The 14,030-nt window shown below is 66.8% G+C and carries 12 protein-coding genes; 7 read left to right on the top strand and 5 right to left on the bottom strand.

The window, feature by feature from the left end:
* Nucleotides 1-129, top strand: a 129-nt coding sequence (locus tag C7401_RS40195; protein WP_146758075.1) for a urocanase-related protein, incomplete at its 5' end; no start/stop codon positions are given.
* Between the two features lie 53 nt (nucleotides 130-182).
* On the opposite strand, the gene C7401_RS40190 is transcribed toward C7401_RS40195, so the two are convergent.
* Nucleotides 183-827, bottom strand: coding sequence for a helix-turn-helix domain-containing protein (locus C7401_RS40190; protein WP_112177609.1), 645 nt, complete (start codon nucleotides 825-827; stop codon nucleotides 183-185).
* 102 nt (nucleotides 828-929) lie between these two features.
* On the opposite strand from C7401_RS40190, the gene C7401_RS40185 reads away from it, so the two are divergent.
* Genes C7401_RS40185 through C7401_RS40170 form a run of 4 tightly spaced genes read left to right on the top strand, consistent with a single transcriptional unit; the run spans nucleotide 930 to nucleotide 5,395 of the window.
* Nucleotides 930-2,216, top strand: a complete 1,287-nt coding sequence (locus C7401_RS40185) for an MFS transporter (protein ID WP_112177608.1) — start codon at nucleotides 930-932, stop codon at nucleotides 2,214-2,216.
* A gap of 25 nt (nucleotides 2,217-2,241) precedes the next feature.
* Complete coding sequence (locus C7401_RS40180; protein ID WP_112177607.1) at nucleotides 2,242-3,768, top strand: amidase; 1,527 nt, start codon at nucleotides 2,242-2,244, stop codon at nucleotides 3,766-3,768.
* Nucleotides 3,769-3,770: 2 nt separating this feature from the next.
* Entirely contained in the window at nucleotides 3,771-4,124 is a 354-nt protein-coding gene (locus tag C7401_RS40175; RefSeq protein ID WP_112177606.1) for a RidA family protein, read from the top strand.
* 38 nt (nucleotides 4,125-4,162) lie between these two features.
* A complete protein-coding gene (locus C7401_RS40170) occupies nucleotides 4,163-5,395 on the top strand; it encodes an NAD(P)/FAD-dependent oxidoreductase (RefSeq protein WP_112177605.1) in 1,233 nt (410 codons plus the stop codon).
* A 45-nt stretch (nucleotides 5,396-5,440) separates the two neighbouring features.
* Here the strand turns inward: C7401_RS40170 and C7401_RS40165 are convergent, their stop codons facing one another.
* From C7401_RS40165 to C7401_RS40150, 4 genes are all read right to left on the bottom strand, one after another.
* Nucleotides 5,441-6,178 (bottom strand): MipA/OmpV family protein, encoded by a 738-nt coding sequence (locus tag C7401_RS40165; protein ID WP_258397415.1) that lies wholly within the window; start codon nucleotides 6,176-6,178, stop codon nucleotides 5,441-5,443.
* 95 nt (nucleotides 6,179-6,273) lie between these two features.
* Nucleotides 6,274-7,179, bottom strand: a complete 906-nt coding sequence (locus C7401_RS40160) for an alpha/beta hydrolase (protein ID WP_112177617.1) — start codon at nucleotides 7,177-7,179, stop codon at nucleotides 6,274-6,276.
* Nucleotides 7,180-7,195: 16 nt separating this feature from the next.
* Complete coding sequence (locus C7401_RS40155; RefSeq protein ID WP_112177604.1) at nucleotides 7,196-7,972, bottom strand: DUF4118 domain-containing protein; 777 nt, start codon at nucleotides 7,970-7,972, stop codon at nucleotides 7,196-7,198.
* Nucleotides 7,973-8,301: 329 nt separating this feature from the next.
* Nucleotides 8,302-10,266 (bottom strand): hypothetical protein, encoded by a 1,965-nt coding sequence (locus C7401_RS40150; protein ID WP_373864488.1) that lies wholly within the window; start codon nucleotides 10,264-10,266, stop codon nucleotides 8,302-8,304.
* A gap of 784 nt (nucleotides 10,267-11,050) precedes the next feature.
* Here C7401_RS40150 and C7401_RS40140 point away from each other — a divergent pair.
* Together C7401_RS40140 and C7401_RS40135 are read left to right on the top strand one after the other, a co-directional pair.
* Entirely contained in the window at nucleotides 11,051-11,944 is an 894-nt protein-coding gene (locus C7401_RS40140) for a LysR family transcriptional regulator (RefSeq protein WP_112177616.1), read from the top strand.
* A 94-nt stretch (nucleotides 11,945-12,038) separates the two neighbouring features.
* On the top strand, nucleotides 12,039-14,006 hold the full coding sequence (locus tag C7401_RS40135) for an aconitase family protein (RefSeq protein WP_112177601.1): 1,968 nt from the start codon (nucleotides 12,039-12,041) through the stop codon (nucleotides 14,004-14,006).
* Nucleotides 14,007-14,030: the final 24 nt, after the last annotated feature.

The following is a 14,030-nucleotide window of genomic DNA, read 5'->3' as shown; positions in this document are numbered from 1 at the left end:
GAGCGTCTGGGCCGCGTGCTGCTCAACGACCCGGCCACGGGCGTGATGCGCCACGCGGACGCGGGCTACGAGCTTGCGCAGCAAACCGCGCGCGAGGCGGGCCTCAAGCTGCCGATGCTCGGCCGATGAGCGATATGACGCCGCCGCGCCAACGCGGCGGCGTCATGTTCGAGCGCGCTCGCTCAGAGCGTTTCGGGCAGCCGGTGCGAGTCGTTGTCCACGCAACAGACCAGCACCTCGGCGTCTTCCACGCCCGTGCTGAGATACACGTGCCCCACGGCGCTGTCGAAATACAGGCTGTCGCCAGGCGAGAGCTTGAAGACCGTGCCGTTGTCGAAGTGCAATTCCAGTTCCCCGCCCAGCAGGAACAGAAACTCCTCGCCGCTGTGCCGGATGTAGTCGGGAAACGCGTCCATCGTGCGGGCGTGAATGCGCCCGCGCATCGGCACCATCCGTTTGCCCGTGAGGTCGTTGGCGATCATGCCGTACTCGTAGTTCGGCGTGTCGTAGATCATCTGCTTGCCCGCGCGCGTGAGCGTAGGCGTCATCGGGCCTGCCGCCTTGCGCTTCCTGCGCCCGAAAATCGTGTCGAAGTCCACGTTCAGCGCGTGCGCGAGCGCCGCGAACTTGTCATAGGTGAGCGCGATGTCGCCGCGCTCGGCCTTCGAGATCGTCGAAACCGCGATTCCTGAAAGCGCCGATAGCTGCATGAGCGTGAGTTCGCGCGCCTTGCGCGCGTAGCGCAGGCGCGCGCCGACCGCTGCGTGGTCGATCTCCGTTGCTGCCTGTTCAGGCGTTTCCTGGTGTCGTGCCGCCGTATTTGCCATGAAAAGTACCGTTCCCGGTTACGGGTTTTGTCGTATACGAGAATTTATTTTTTCTCGTATATGATAACTCGCATCTCGACTGCCTTTTGAAGGAGCAGCGTCGTGGCATCAATCGCATTGGAGAAGGCGGGACTTTCGAAGGGCCAGGTCATTGCCGCGACCACGCTCGGCACGGCGCTCGAGTACTACGATTTCACGATCTACAGTTTCTTCGCGATCCAGATCGGCAAGCTGTTCTTTCCCTCCGCCTCGCCCGTCAACCAGTTTCTGCTCTCCATCGGTCTGTTCGGCGTCGGCTTCGTGGTGCGCCCGCTCGGCGGCATCGTGATCGGCGCCTATGCGGACCGCGCGGGGCGCAAGCGCGCGATGGTGCTGACCATCATGCTGATGGCGCTGAGCTGCGCGCTGATCGCCGGCGCGCCGACCTATGCGGTGGCGGGTCTCGCCGCGCCGCTCATCGTGCTCACGGCGCGCCTCATTCAGGGCTTTGCGGCGGGCGGCGAGTTCGGTCCCGGCACGACGCTGCTCGTGGAATATGCGAGCGACCACACGCGCGCCTTCTTCGCCAGCTGGAACTTCGCGGCCACCGCGCTCGGCCTCGCGCTGGGCGCGGCGGTTGCCACGCTCGTCAACGTGGTGCTGCCGAGAGAAGCCGTGGATGCCTGGGGCTGGCGCCTTCCGTTTCTGCTCGGCATCGTGGCCGCGCCCGTGGGCATGCTGATCCGCCGCCGCCTGGAAGAAACGCTGAGCGCCGCGCCCGCGCACGGCGCGCGCCGCAGCGGTGCGTTGAAGGCCGCGCTCACCACGCACCTCAGGCTCACGATACTCGGCACGTTCGCCGAGCTGGGCGGCTCGGTGTCCATCTACATCACGGCGTTCTTTCTGCCGAATCATGCGGTGCGGACCTTGCATCTGTCGTCCACGGCGGCGGTGACGTCGGGCGTGGTCAGCTCGCTCGTGCTGTTCGCCGCCGCGCCGCTCGCGGGCAAGCTCGCCGATCGCTACACGCGCAAGCGCGTGCTCGTGATCTCGCGCGTGGTGCTGCTGCTGAGCGTGTACCCGGCGTTTGCATGGCTTTCCGCCGCGCCTTCGATGGCGCTGCTGTGCGCGGTCTCCGCGTTCCTTTCGGTGTTCGTGGCCGGGCAGGTCGTGCCCGTGCTCGTGATGATCCCCGAGCTGTTCCCGCGCGAAGTGCGCGCCACGGGCATCGCGCTCACTTATGTTGTGAGCGCATCGATCTTCGGCGGCTTCTCGCCGCTCGTGGCAAGCTGGATCGTCGCGCGCACGGGCAATCCGCTCGCGCCCGCATGGTATGTCGCGGCAGCGTGCGCGATCTCGCTGATTCCGCTAATCTGGCTGAGCGACCGAACCGGCGAAGCCATCGGCTGACGCCACTTCATCAGGAAAACCAACGATGTCCGACAAAACCGAGCTTGTCAGCCTGTCCGCCGTCGAGCTGCGCCGCTTGATAGGCGCGAAGGCCGTTTCGCCCGTGGAACTGCTCGATGCGTGCATCGAGCGCATCGAAGCCGTGAATCCGGCCGTGAACGCGATCACGGCCACCTGTTTCGACGCCGCGCGCGAAGCGGCGAAGGCCGCCGAGCAGGCCGTCATGGACGGCAAGCCGCTCGGCCTGCTGCATGGCCTGCCGCTCGGCGTGAAGGATCTCGAAGACACGGCGGGGCTGCTCACGACCTACGGCACGCCGATGTCGCGCGGCAACGTGCCTGAGCGCGACGTGGTGCTCGTGGAGCGCCTGCGCGCGGCCGGGGCGATTCTCGTGGCCAAGACGAACGTGCCGGAGCTGGGCGCGGGCGCGAACACGCGCAACCCCGTCTGGGGCGCGACGGGCAATCCGTTCAACCCCGAACTCAACGCGGGCGGCTCGTCGGGCGGCTCGGCAGCGGCGCTCGCGTGCGACATGCTGCCCGTCTGCACGGGCTCCGACACGGGCGGCTCGCTGCGCATTCCGGCCGCGAAGTGCGGGGTGGTGGGCTTTCGCCCGTCGCCCGGGCTCGTGCCGAACTCGCGGCGGCTGATCGGCTGGACGCCCATTTCCGTGGTCGGACCGATGGGCCGCGACGTTGCGGAAACGGCGTTGCAACTCGCCGCCACGGCAGGCGAGTCGGCGGGCGATCCGCTGAGCTATGCGCTCGATGCGCAGGCTTTCGCGTTGCCCCCGCACATCGATCCTTCGACGCTGCGCATCGGCTACACCGAGGACTTCGGCTGCTGCGACGTCGATCCGGCCATTCGCGCGGTGTTCCGCGCGCGCGTGGCGGAGCTCAAGCGCATCGTCCATACCTGCGAGCCGGTCGAGTTCGATCTCGGCGACGTGCATCGCTGCTTCGACGTGATCCGCGCGGAAAGCTTCGTCGCGGGCCTGCATGCGGCCTACACGCGCGACCCCGGCGCGCTCGGGCCGAACACGCGCGCGAATTACGAAATGGGCGCGAAGATGTCGCTTGCGGACAGCGCATGGGCCCAGGCCGAGCAAACGCGCATTTTCCAGCGCTTCCAGACGGCGTTCGCGCGCTACGACGTGATCGTCTCGCCCACCACGCCGGTCACGCCGTTTCCGTGGAGCGAGCTTTATGCTTCGCACATCGACGGCCGCGAGCAGGAGAACTATTACCGCTGGCTCGCGCTCACCTATGTCGTCACGCTCACTACGCATCCGGCGCTCGCGCTGCCTTGCGGCGTCGATCACGCGGGCATGCCGTTCGGACTCCAGATCGTCGGGCCGTTCCGTGGCGACATGAAAACGCTCGCCGTCGCGCAGGCGCTCGAAGCGGCGTTTTCGGCGTATCCTGTGCTGCGCCGCCCGCGTCCCGATCTCGCGCGGCTCACGCAACCCAATCCGGCGCTGACGTCCATTGTCACCGCGCCGCCCATTTATCACCCCACCGGTGGCGCCGCCGCCGGGCTTTCGACGGTATGACCATGAGCAACGAAATCAAGAGACTGCAAACCAACGCGCGCATGAGCCAGGTCGTGATCGCCAATGGCGTCGTGTACCTCTCGGGCCAGGTGCCCGATACGGCGGGCGCGCCGATCGACGTCCAGACTACCGAGATCCTCACCCGCATCGACAAGCTGCTCGCTTCGGCGGGCGTGGACAAGACGCGTCTGCTCACCGCGAACGTGTGGCTGAGCGACCCGAAGCACTTCGACGCGTTCAACGCCGTGTGGGACGCCTGGGTGGCGGCCGGTCACGCGCCCACGCGCGCCTGCGTGCAGGCGCTGCTGATGCGCCCGGGCCTCGACGTCGAAGTGGCCGTCACGGCGCTCGCCTGAGCGCTCTCGCCAAAGCGCGGATTCAAGGACATAGCGTAATGAAATTCGACTCGGTCGTGCTTGGCGGCGGGATCGTCGGGGTATCGGTGGCATTGCAGTTGCAGCGGCGCGGCCTGTCGGTCGCGCTCGTGGACCGCAGGGCGCCCGGCAATGAAACGTCGCACGGCAACGGCGGGCTGATCCAGCGTGAAGGCGTCTACCCCTACGCCTTTCCGCGCGACCTCGCGACGCTCTTGCGCTACGCGGGCAATCGCTCGACGGACGTGCGCTATCACCCGGGGGCCATGCCGCATCTGCTGCCGTTCCTCTACCGCTACTGGCACCATTCGCGCGCCGATCGCCACGCCGCGATCGCGCGCGCGTACGCCACGCTGATCGAGCATTGCGTCATCGAGCATCGCGCGCTGATCGAGGCGGCGGGCGCGCAGGCGCTGCTGCGCACCAATGGCTGGATGAAGGTGTTTCGCAGCGCGCGCGCGATGGACGCCACCGTGGCCGAGGCGCAGCGCTGGCGGCGCGAATACGGCGTTGGGCACGAGGCGCTCGACGCCCAGGCGCTACGCGCCGCCGAGCCCGCGCTGGGCCACGCGCTGGTGGGCGGCGTGCGCTATACGGATTCCGATTCCGTTAGTGATCCGAACGGACTCGTCACGGCCTATGCGAAACTGTTCGAGCGGTTGGGCGGACGCGTGCTGATGGGCGACGCCGCGACGCTCGAACCGTCGTGGCGCGTCATGACGCAGGACGGACCCGTCACGGCGCAATCGGCCGTGATCGCCATGGGCCCGTGGTCGGGCGACCTCACGGCGCGGCTGGGTTACGACTTGCCGCTCGCGGTGAAGCGCGGCTATCACATGCACTACGCGGCGTTGAACGGCGCGAAGCTGAGCCAGCCGGTGCTCGACGCCGAAGTGGGTTTCCTGATCACGCCGATGGCGCGCGGCATCCGTCTCACGACCGGTGTGGAACTGGGCTTTCGCGATACCGCGAAGACGCCGGTTCAGCTCGAAGCGGTGGAGCCGCTCGCGCGCGGCATTTTTCCGCTCGGTGAGCGCGTCGATGCCGAGCCGTGGCTCGGCCGCCGCCCCTGCACGCCCGACATGAAGCCGGTCATCGGCCCTGCGCCGAAACACGACGGCCTCTGGTTCGCGTTTGGCCACGCGCATCACGGCCTCACGCTCGGGCCGGTCACGGGCCGCCTGATTGCGGAGATGATGACGGGGGCGCCCACCGTGGTCGATCCCCGGCCGTTCCGGGCCGACCGGTTTTGAAGGCCGGAAGAGGGGCTCGACGTGAGCCGGCCCCGCGCCCGGCGCTCAGAACCGGTAGTTCAGCCCCGCGAACGCGGTCAGTTCACGCCGGGACTCGGTAATCGGGCTTCCGGCGGCGTAGCGCTGGAGGCGTCCGAGCGTGGCGTTCACGGAGCCGACCCAGTGCTTCGAAAAGTCGTGCGTCGCGTAGAACGTCATGTGCACGTCGCGTATGCCGGAGCCGGTCGCGTAAGCCGGCAGGCCCGACGCCGCGCTTTGCTCAGGCGTCACGCCAAACAGCGTGTGCGTGTAGAGCGCATTGGCCCACGTGAGCCCCGGCCCCACCGAGAACAGCCAGCCCGGCAACGGCAGCGAGGCGTACAGATCCGCGCTCGCCGTCGTTCCCTGGCCGTGGCCGCTGATGTCCTGATACACGGCCACGGCGCCCGTGAACGCCCATAGCGTGTAGTCGGCGAACACCCGCAGCTTCGGGCCGTCGTCCACATTGCTCAGGCCGTGCAGATGCGGGTCGTCCGAGACCGTGCGCGACTGGAAGTCGAAGCTCAGCGAAACGCCCACGTGATAGTTTTCCGACGTCAGCAGGTTCACGCCCAGCACGTCCGGCCCCTGCGAAAAGATGCGGTCCCGGTACGAGATGTCGAGCGACGGAAACGGGTACAGCTTCAGATGGCGCGCGCCCGGATATTCCGGCGCGATATAGACGCCGGGGCCGATCGAGATCTTCCACGGCGAGTCGGCCGTGGTGACGGGCGCGACCGAGGCCGCCGGCGAAGTTGGCGAGATTTGCGCGGCTTGCGGGTCTGTGTCGTCGGCCCGCGCATGCGAGGCCGCGGCCAGCGTGAGGAGGCACGCCAGCCCTTGCGCTGCTATGGATGGCTTCACGTATTTTTCCTTCCGACTGCCGCCAGTTGACGCAAACGCCGGGCAAGCGCCTTCGAGACCACGGGCTGGTCCTGCGCGCCGTGTGCCACCTCGCTTTCGCGCAGGAACAAGGCTGTTTCGCGCGCAACGATCTCGCGCTCATTGTCCGAGGTGATCATGTGATACGAGTCGTCCAGCCACAGCGTGCGCAGGAAATTCGCGCCGATGCGATCGATCACGTAACGCGGATTGCGCGGGCTCGACGTTTCGTCGTCGATCGCGTGGATCACGAGCGTGTCGTTTTCGATCGCGGCGACGTCCTTGCGCGCCGCGCGCGCGAGGCGCAGCGCCTGATGCAGCGCGGGCAGCGCGATCGTGGAGGGGCCGACTTCGCTGAAGTCGTTGCGCTGCATCGCGCGGGCGATCTTCTTGCGCAACGCCTCGTTACGCACACCGAACGGTTCGGCTTCGCGATAGCGGTAGCGGTGGCGCAAGGGCGTGAAGTAAGCCCAGTCGAGCAGGAAGCGATACCAGGGAATCGCCCAGCCGTCGTAAGCGAGCGTGAGCGAGAGCAGGACGAGCGATTGCGCGCCCGGCCGCTCGCGGATCACGCGCAGCGCGAGCGCGCCGCCGATCGACAGGCCGCAGATGGACACGCGCGCGTAGCGCGCGGCCAGTGCGTCGTACTCGCGCACCGCGTGCTCGACCCATTGCTCCATCGGCAACTGGCCCGCGCCCGCGCTATAGCCCTCGATGAGCGGCGCGCACACGGTGAAGCCTTCGCTTTGCAGGTAGCGCGCGAGATAGCGCAGTTCGAGCGGCGAGCTCGACAGCCCGTGCAGCATGAGCACGGCGTGGCCGTCGCCTTCGCAGAAAAAGCGCGTGGACTGGGCGGCCGGCGCGACGCTTGCGGCCGGTTGCATTTCGACGGTCGCCACGTCAGCCCTCCGTGCGCAGAACGAGGAAATCGCCCGCATGCGTGGTGAAGCGCTCGCAACTGCAATTGGCGAACTGATACTCCCGCTTGTGCTGCCCGCTGCGCAAGCGCACGCGATGGTGCCCCGGCCACAGGCCGTTGGTGAGGCGCTGGAGGTCTTCGGGATGGAGCGCGTCGAACAACGGGCCAGGCGCGACTTCCGCGGCGGCCGGCAGCGCGCGCGACGGGCTCTGGCCCACGCTCGCCAGTTGGGTGGCGTTGCGCTCCAGCCCCTTGATGAGGATGAAGCCTTCATGGTGCTGCGCAAGGTGGCGCAGCAGTCGATGCGTTTCGTCCACGGCGCGGCGCGCGAGTGCGCGCTCGTTGTCGTGACGCAGCAGCATTTCGTAGCGCGACTGCGCGACCGAGGCGATCAACTGGCCGCGACATTGCTCGCGCCGCAGCCGCTCGATCAGCGTGATCACGATCACCGTGACGAGCGGATACGACACCAGCAGGACCAGATCGTGCAGGTCCAGGTGCGTAAAGTTTTCGTAAGGCGGCACGAACATATAGTCCGCAATGCCGAGGCCGAGCGCCATGACGGTCAGCGCGGGCGCGAGGCCTAGAAAGTACTCGACCAGTGAAGCGGCGATGCAAAACGTGGTGCCCGGCATCATCGGGCCCAGAATCGGGTGCAGTGCGAAGCGGATCAGACTCGCGGCGGCGAGCGCGCAAGCGGCGAGGCACCACCGGCGCGGGCCTCTCGGCGCCCAAAGACGGGCGTTACGGACTTTCATGGTTTCCCGGAGCGCCCGCCTTCGGGCGGGCCTTGGCATTCGGATCGCGCGCTGGCGCGCATCGACGCTTTAATTTTGAATCGTGTAGGTAATTCGAAAGGAATGGTCCGGCGGAACGCAGCGCTCTCCATCGAGACAGCGCGCCGCGTTCCGTATTCCTGGGAATTCCGTGCGTCCCGAATGTTACCACCGTTTACAACAGTGTTTGCCAACGTGGAATTGGCCATGCAGGCGTTGGGGGCAAGCCCGGCCGTCGTCGTTCGCGGCGCGGGTTCAGGCGCGGATTCAGGCGCAGGACAGCGCCCGACGCCCGAACCCGTCACGCCCAATCAATTGGGCACATACCCCGTGGGCCGCGTGGCGTTGGCGCTCGCCACCGTCGCGTTCGTCGAGACCACGTAGACCGGCGATTCGGTCAGCGTGAGGGCAACGGTGCCGTTGGTGTAGCTCATGGTCGCCGGATTGCCCATCTCGTCGATCACGGTGACCGTGCCGCTCGTGCCGGGCGCATCCACCGCGAGGCTGTACGGCACGCCATAGGTCGAGCTATAGCCGCTCGCCGCGCTCCACACCGCGTTGTTGTGGGTCCACAGCGCCGTGATCACGGCGCCGTTGTTCAACTGCTGGAACGCGTAGGCGTAGACGCCCGAGGGCGTGCCGTTCACGGGGCCGAGCGTGTTGGTGCCGTCGAGAACGCGCGTCATCGCCGCCACGGCCATTGCCGCGGGCTTGGGGCTGATGTTCTGCGCGCCGTATTGCCCGGTGGCGTCGCTCAGGTCGAAGAACGTGCCGTAGCCCACCTTGTCCGGGAAGTCCGCGCCATAGAACACCCAGGTCTGATCGGCGCCTTCGCCGAGCACGATCAGGTGGCTGCGCGCCACCAGCGCGCCTTGCGCGTAGAGGACGTTGGCGCCCGGATAGTTCGGACCGTAGCTTGCGCCGTTGTCATAGCTGATGCCGACTTCGGTCTGGAACAGCTTCATGCCCGGCTTGTAGTCGGCGGCCATTTCGCTGCGCAGCTTGCGCATCTGCCCGATGAGCGAGTCCGAAGCGGTGGACGGATCGCCCGCGAGGCGCTCCGGCGCGTACGAAGGCGAGCTGCCGTTGATGTCGTAGTAGCCGTGCGTCGTCACGCCGTCGATGAGCTGGGCGAAGCCGAGCGGCGCGAGCGTCTTGAGCTGGTCGGCGGTTCCCGAGGGCGCGGTGTCGGTGGGGCCCATCAGCATGGCGTGAGGATCGGTCGAGTGCAGGCCCTGGTAGACGGTCTGGTACAACTGGATGAACTCCGCGTTCGTGCCTTGCCACTGCGAATCCGGCTCCCAGGTGAGCTGGTAGTAGTTGGCCGACTGCTTCGGAAAATAAGTCGTGCGAATGATGTTCGATTCGGTGCCGACCCGGCTCATATAGTCCTGGTAGTACGCGAGATCGGTGGGCAGGCGCGACTCGTCCTCGAACTGGCCGGTCGGGCTCAGCCATGCCGGAATGCCGTCCAGCCGCACGAAGCGCATCACGTTGCCCGTGGTGTAGAACGGGTCGAGGTTGTTGGCGTTCGGATTGAAGGTGTTGCGGCCGTTGGGCTCCATCGTATAGAGCTCGCGATGGTCGTACGTCCACGAGATGCCGAGGCCGGAGAGCACGGAGCCGTTGTCGTCCTCGCCTTGCATGCCGAAGCGGTGCAGGTCCTGGCGCGCGTACGTGACGGCGGGCACGACGCTCGCCAGGTTCGGCAGCACGCCGAAGGTCGCGTTGCCGGCGGGGCGGGTGCCCGCCGAGGGGATCTGGCCGCCGCCGTTGGCCAGCGTGGCCGACACGGCGAAGTAGCCCGCGAGCGTCGAGGTGCAGGTCAAGGTGGTCGTCACGGGGCCGGCCGTTACGGGCAGGCTGCCGCTCGCGGCCACTTTGCCGACATGGTCGGTGATCGACCAGACGAGCGTGTCCGAAGCGGGCGCATTGGTGACGAACGCCACGGGAAACGCGGCGCCCGAGGCGAACATGCGGCCGCTTTGCGCGCTCGGCGTATCGGCGGAGACGAGCGACGTTGCCGAAGCCGCGCTCGACGTGGCGGGCGAGCCGCAGCTCATCGCGCCTGCCGTGACGGCGGGCGAGGTCGAGCCGGCGCCGCTCGCGCCCGTGTTGGCCGTGCTCGCATTGGTGCTTGCGTTTGTGCTGGGATCGGTGCCCGCGCTGGTGTCCGTGCCTGTGCCCGCACCCGTTGCGGCGGCTGCGTTTGCCGCGCCTGTGCCGCCCGAGCCTGGCGTGTCTGCCGCCGTGTTGGTGGAGTTCGCTGCGTTCACGGCACTGGCGCCACTCGCGCTGCTTGCACCGCTCGCGCCACTCGCGCTGTTCGGCGCGGCCAGGGCATTGGCGTTTGTCGCATCCGTTCCGTTGCCTCCGGAACCGCCGCCGCCACATGCCGCCAGGGCCAGCGACGAAGTCAGGACTACATGAATGAGCTTCATCGATCGAAAAAGACAATACGACGCCCGGCCGGCCAGGGCACGCGTCGCGCGCTCACGGGCAAGCTGAGAGTCAGGAGTTTGAATTTGGGCGGGTGCCGCACATCGGCTGGATGCGCTTCACACCCGTCAACATGCGCCGCGCGATGCGGACAACTCGCGTACAGCGGCGCGAACAACGCCGCTGGGTGCGCCGTCGGTATTTCGGCCTTACGCGGGTTCCCTGAGGGGAGGGAGACGTGCGCAATTCTTGCGGACGAAGATTACGAAGTCACTACTTAAAGTCAGACGCGCGGCGGATATTACCGACAATCCCCCCAGGGTTGTGAAAATCAGACGTAACAAAATGTCACACGAATTGCGACGAGTTGCAATTACCGCCGTTTAGTGAATTTCCGCCAATAGCAAGGTATGAATTACCTTAAAACGCCCGAATCATGCCGGCCGCATTGATTGCGGCAAAAACGGGCTGTTGATGCCTATAACGGCGGACTCGATGCGAACTGAAGGGATAAAAACGGGGTGAATACATAAAACCCATTTACGTAATACCAACCTTTTAAAATCCTTTCTCTTTAATTCGGGTCTGACTGTAATTGGCGCTACTGTTAATATGGCGGCCATGCGAATCGATCCATACAGCCTCGAACTGTTCATCTCGGTCGTGGAAGAGGGGTCCATTGCCCGCGCGGCCGGGCGCAATCACATTGCGCCTTCGGCGTTGAGCCGGCGCATGGCGGACCTCGAAGCCGCCATGGGGCTCGCGTTGCTCATCCGCTCCCCAGCGGGTGTCGAATTGACCGAGGCGGGGCATCACGCCTTCGCGCGCGCGGTGGCGGTGCACGACCAGTTGCAATCGTTCGCACGTGAAGTCCAGTCGCTCAGTGGCGAGGTGGCCGGCGTCGTGCGCCTGTTCGCCAATGCGTCGGCCATCGTCGGCTTCCTGCCCGAGCGGCTCAAGGCGTTTCAGGCGCGCTATCCCCTCGTGCAGATCGCACTCACCGAGCAGATCAGCGACGAAGTCGTGCGCGCATGCCTGGAGGACCGGGCCGACGTGGGGATCTCGGCAAGCGGCAAGATCCCCGGCGGCCTTGAATCATGGCATTTCGCCGACGACCCGCTCATGGTCGTGCTGCCCCCGGACCATGAACTCGCCGCCATGGAGGCGCCCAGGTTCGGCGACGTGCTGCGCTTTGCGCTCGTTGCGCTTCAGGCGGGCGGCTCGCTCGACCAGACGCTCAAGGAGCGCGCCGAGGCGGCCCGCGTGCCGCTGCGCATCTCGGTGACGGTCAACAGCTTCGACGCACAGTGCCGCATGGTCGAGGCGCGGCTTGGCATCGGCATCGTGCCCACCAGCGCCGCTTCGGCTTTTGCGGGATCGCAGGGCTTCGTGCGCCGGCCGCTAAACGAGCCGTGGGCGCTCAGCCGCAGCCTGCGCCTGCATGCGCTGCGCAAGTCGTCGCGGCTGCGGGCCGTCCAGGCCTTGATCGAGTCGCTCGTGCAACGCGAGGGTTAACGAGGACATCGCGGTTTGCGATGGCCCCGTTGCCAATCGAGCACTTCATTGCGCCCGCCGCCGCCGTCTAGATTTCCGCTCAAGGAGAGATCAGATGGCGACACTGGAATTGAGCGGCCGGATCCTGTTTCTTTGCAAGGATGCCGATGCCGTCGAGCGGCAGGCGCGCGGCGCCGATCTCGCGACGCCCGGGCCGCAAGCGCTGAGAGACGACGTTTCGACCGATGAGATCACGCCCATGAGCGTGCTCACGCGCTTCGACGAGCGCCTTGGCCGCGTGCCCTATGTGGGCTTTCGCGCGGACGGGCGCAACCCGATTGCTATGGACACCGTACGAAACGGCGGCTTTTGCGTGACCGTGGCGGGCAACCGCTACGGCAAGGGATCGTCGCGCGAGCATAGCCCGCTTGCCGAGTTTCGCGCGGGCATCCGGCTCGTGATCGCGCGCAGCTTCGAGCGCATCTACCGCCAGAATGCCGACAACATCGGCTTGTTCACCTCGACGGATTTCGGGCTGATCGAGCGTATCCGGCGCGGCGAGGCGATCGATATCGAGGAACTCGTCGCCTCGCGCGACGGCCTCGCGGCTTCGATCCTGAGAAGCGGCGGCCTGCTGAAATACGGCGCGCAACACATGCGCCAGATCGCGCCCGCGCCGTCGAGCGCGAGCGATGCGCCACGCACGCTGGCCGCGAAAATCATCGAGCGCCACGTGCTGCGCACGGAGCACACGGGAGAGTCGCCGGCGCCGGGCGCGGGCATGTTCGTCCGGGCGGACTGGCGCTTCATCCACGAGTACTACACAGGCATGGCGACGCACATGCTGCACGCCACCTTCGGCAAGCCGCTGTCGCTGCATCAGCCTGAAACGATCCTCGCGTTCGAAGACCATCTTTCATATTCGCACAAGAGCGAATTGCACGTGCGCAACGGCCTGCTGCCCGACGTGCGCGAGCTTTCGGCCGCGCACCGCCAGTTCGCCGCCGACTACGGCCTGAAAAATCATGGCTACCTGAGCGAGCTGCCAGGCGAGCGCCGGGAAGGGGTCGAGGGCTCCGAAGGCATTTCCCACGCGATGATGGCCGAGTGCTACGCGCTGCCGGGGCAAGTGGTCGTGGGCACGGATTCGCATACGCCGCATAGCGGGGCGCTTGGGTGCCTCGCGTTCGGCGTGGGCACGACCGACATGGCTAACGCGTTCGTCACGGGTGCGGTGCGCATGACGGTGCCGCAGTCGCTGCGGGTGAATTTTCAGGGTCCTGTGCCCGCCGGGGTGACGGCGAAGGATCTCGTGCTGCATCTGCTCGCGCAGCCTGAAATCCGGGCGGGAGCGGGCGTGGGCAAGGTGTTCGAGTTCGCGGGCTCGGCCGTTGCGCAGTTGAGCACCGACGAGCGCACCACGCTCACGAACATGACGGCCGAACTCGGCGGCTTCACGGGACTCGTCGCCCCCGACGCCGAAACCGTGCGCTTCCTCAAGGCGCGGCGCGGCATCGACTTTGTCGTTGAGCCCTGGATGCAAAGCGATCCGGGCGCGCCCTATGCCGAGGTGATCGACATCGACTGCGCGGCGCTGACGCCCATGCTCGCCGCGCCGGGCGACCCCGGCAACGGCGTGGCGCTGCATGATCTCGCGCAGCGCCCGCAGGTGGACATCGCTTATGGCGGCTCGTGCACGGCGGGCAAGCGCGAGGATTTCGACCACTATCACGAAGTGCTGGCGTGGGCCGCCGCGCGCGGCCTGCGTGTTCCCGCCAGCGTGAAACTCTACTTGCAGTTCGGCACCTCCGATGTGCGCGACTACTGCCGGCAGCGTGGTTATCTCGAAGCCTTCGAGCAGGTCGGCGCGATTCTGCTCGAACCTGCCTGCGGCGCTTGCGCCAACTGCGGGCCAGGGGCCTCCGTCGATGCGGATCAGGTCACGATCAGCGCGATCAACCGTAATTTTCCGGGGCGCTCGGGCCCCGGCCAGGTGTGGCTCGCGAGCCCGCCAACGGTGGTCGCGAGCGCGCTCGCGGGCCGCATCGCTTCATTCGGCGAACTGAAAGAGCGGTACCCATGAGCCGCCGCGCTCGCCGATAAGTCA

This window comes from Paraburkholderia unamae, from assembly GCF_003268775.1.
Taxonomy (GTDB): Bacteria; Pseudomonadota; Gammaproteobacteria; order Burkholderiales; family Burkholderiaceae; genus Paraburkholderia; species Paraburkholderia unamae.
This window is presented reverse-complemented; position numbering and strand designations above follow the sequence as displayed.

Excerpts from the sequence above, each read along its gene's own strand:
- C7401_RS40160 (WP_112177617.1), bottom strand. The coding sequence starts at position 7,179 with ATGCAACCGGCCGCAAGCGTCGCGCCGGCCGCCCAGTCCACGCGCTTT.
- C7401_RS40175 (WP_112177606.1), top strand. The coding sequence starts at position 3,771 with ATGAGCAACGAAATCAAGAGACTGCAAACCAACGCGCGCATGAGCCAG.
- C7401_RS40155 (WP_112177604.1), bottom strand. The coding sequence starts at position 7,972 with ATGAAAGTCCGTAACGCCCGTCTTTGGGCGCCGAGAGGCCCGCGCCGG.
- C7401_RS40180 (WP_112177607.1), top strand. The coding sequence starts at position 2,242 with ATGTCCGACAAAACCGAGCTTGTCAGCCTGTCCGCCGTCGAGCTGCGC.
- C7401_RS40135 (WP_112177601.1), top strand. The coding sequence starts at position 12,039 with ATGGCGACACTGGAATTGAGCGGCCGGATCCTGTTTCTTTGCAAGGAT.
- C7401_RS40190 (WP_112177609.1), bottom strand. The coding sequence starts at position 827 with ATGGCAAATACGGCGGCACGACACCAGGAAACGCCTGAACAGGCAGCA.
- C7401_RS40140 (WP_112177616.1), top strand. The coding sequence starts at position 11,051 with ATGCGAATCGATCCATACAGCCTCGAACTGTTCATCTCGGTCGTGGAA.
- C7401_RS40170 (WP_112177605.1), top strand. The coding sequence starts at position 4,163 with ATGAAATTCGACTCGGTCGTGCTTGGCGGCGGGATCGTCGGGGTATCG.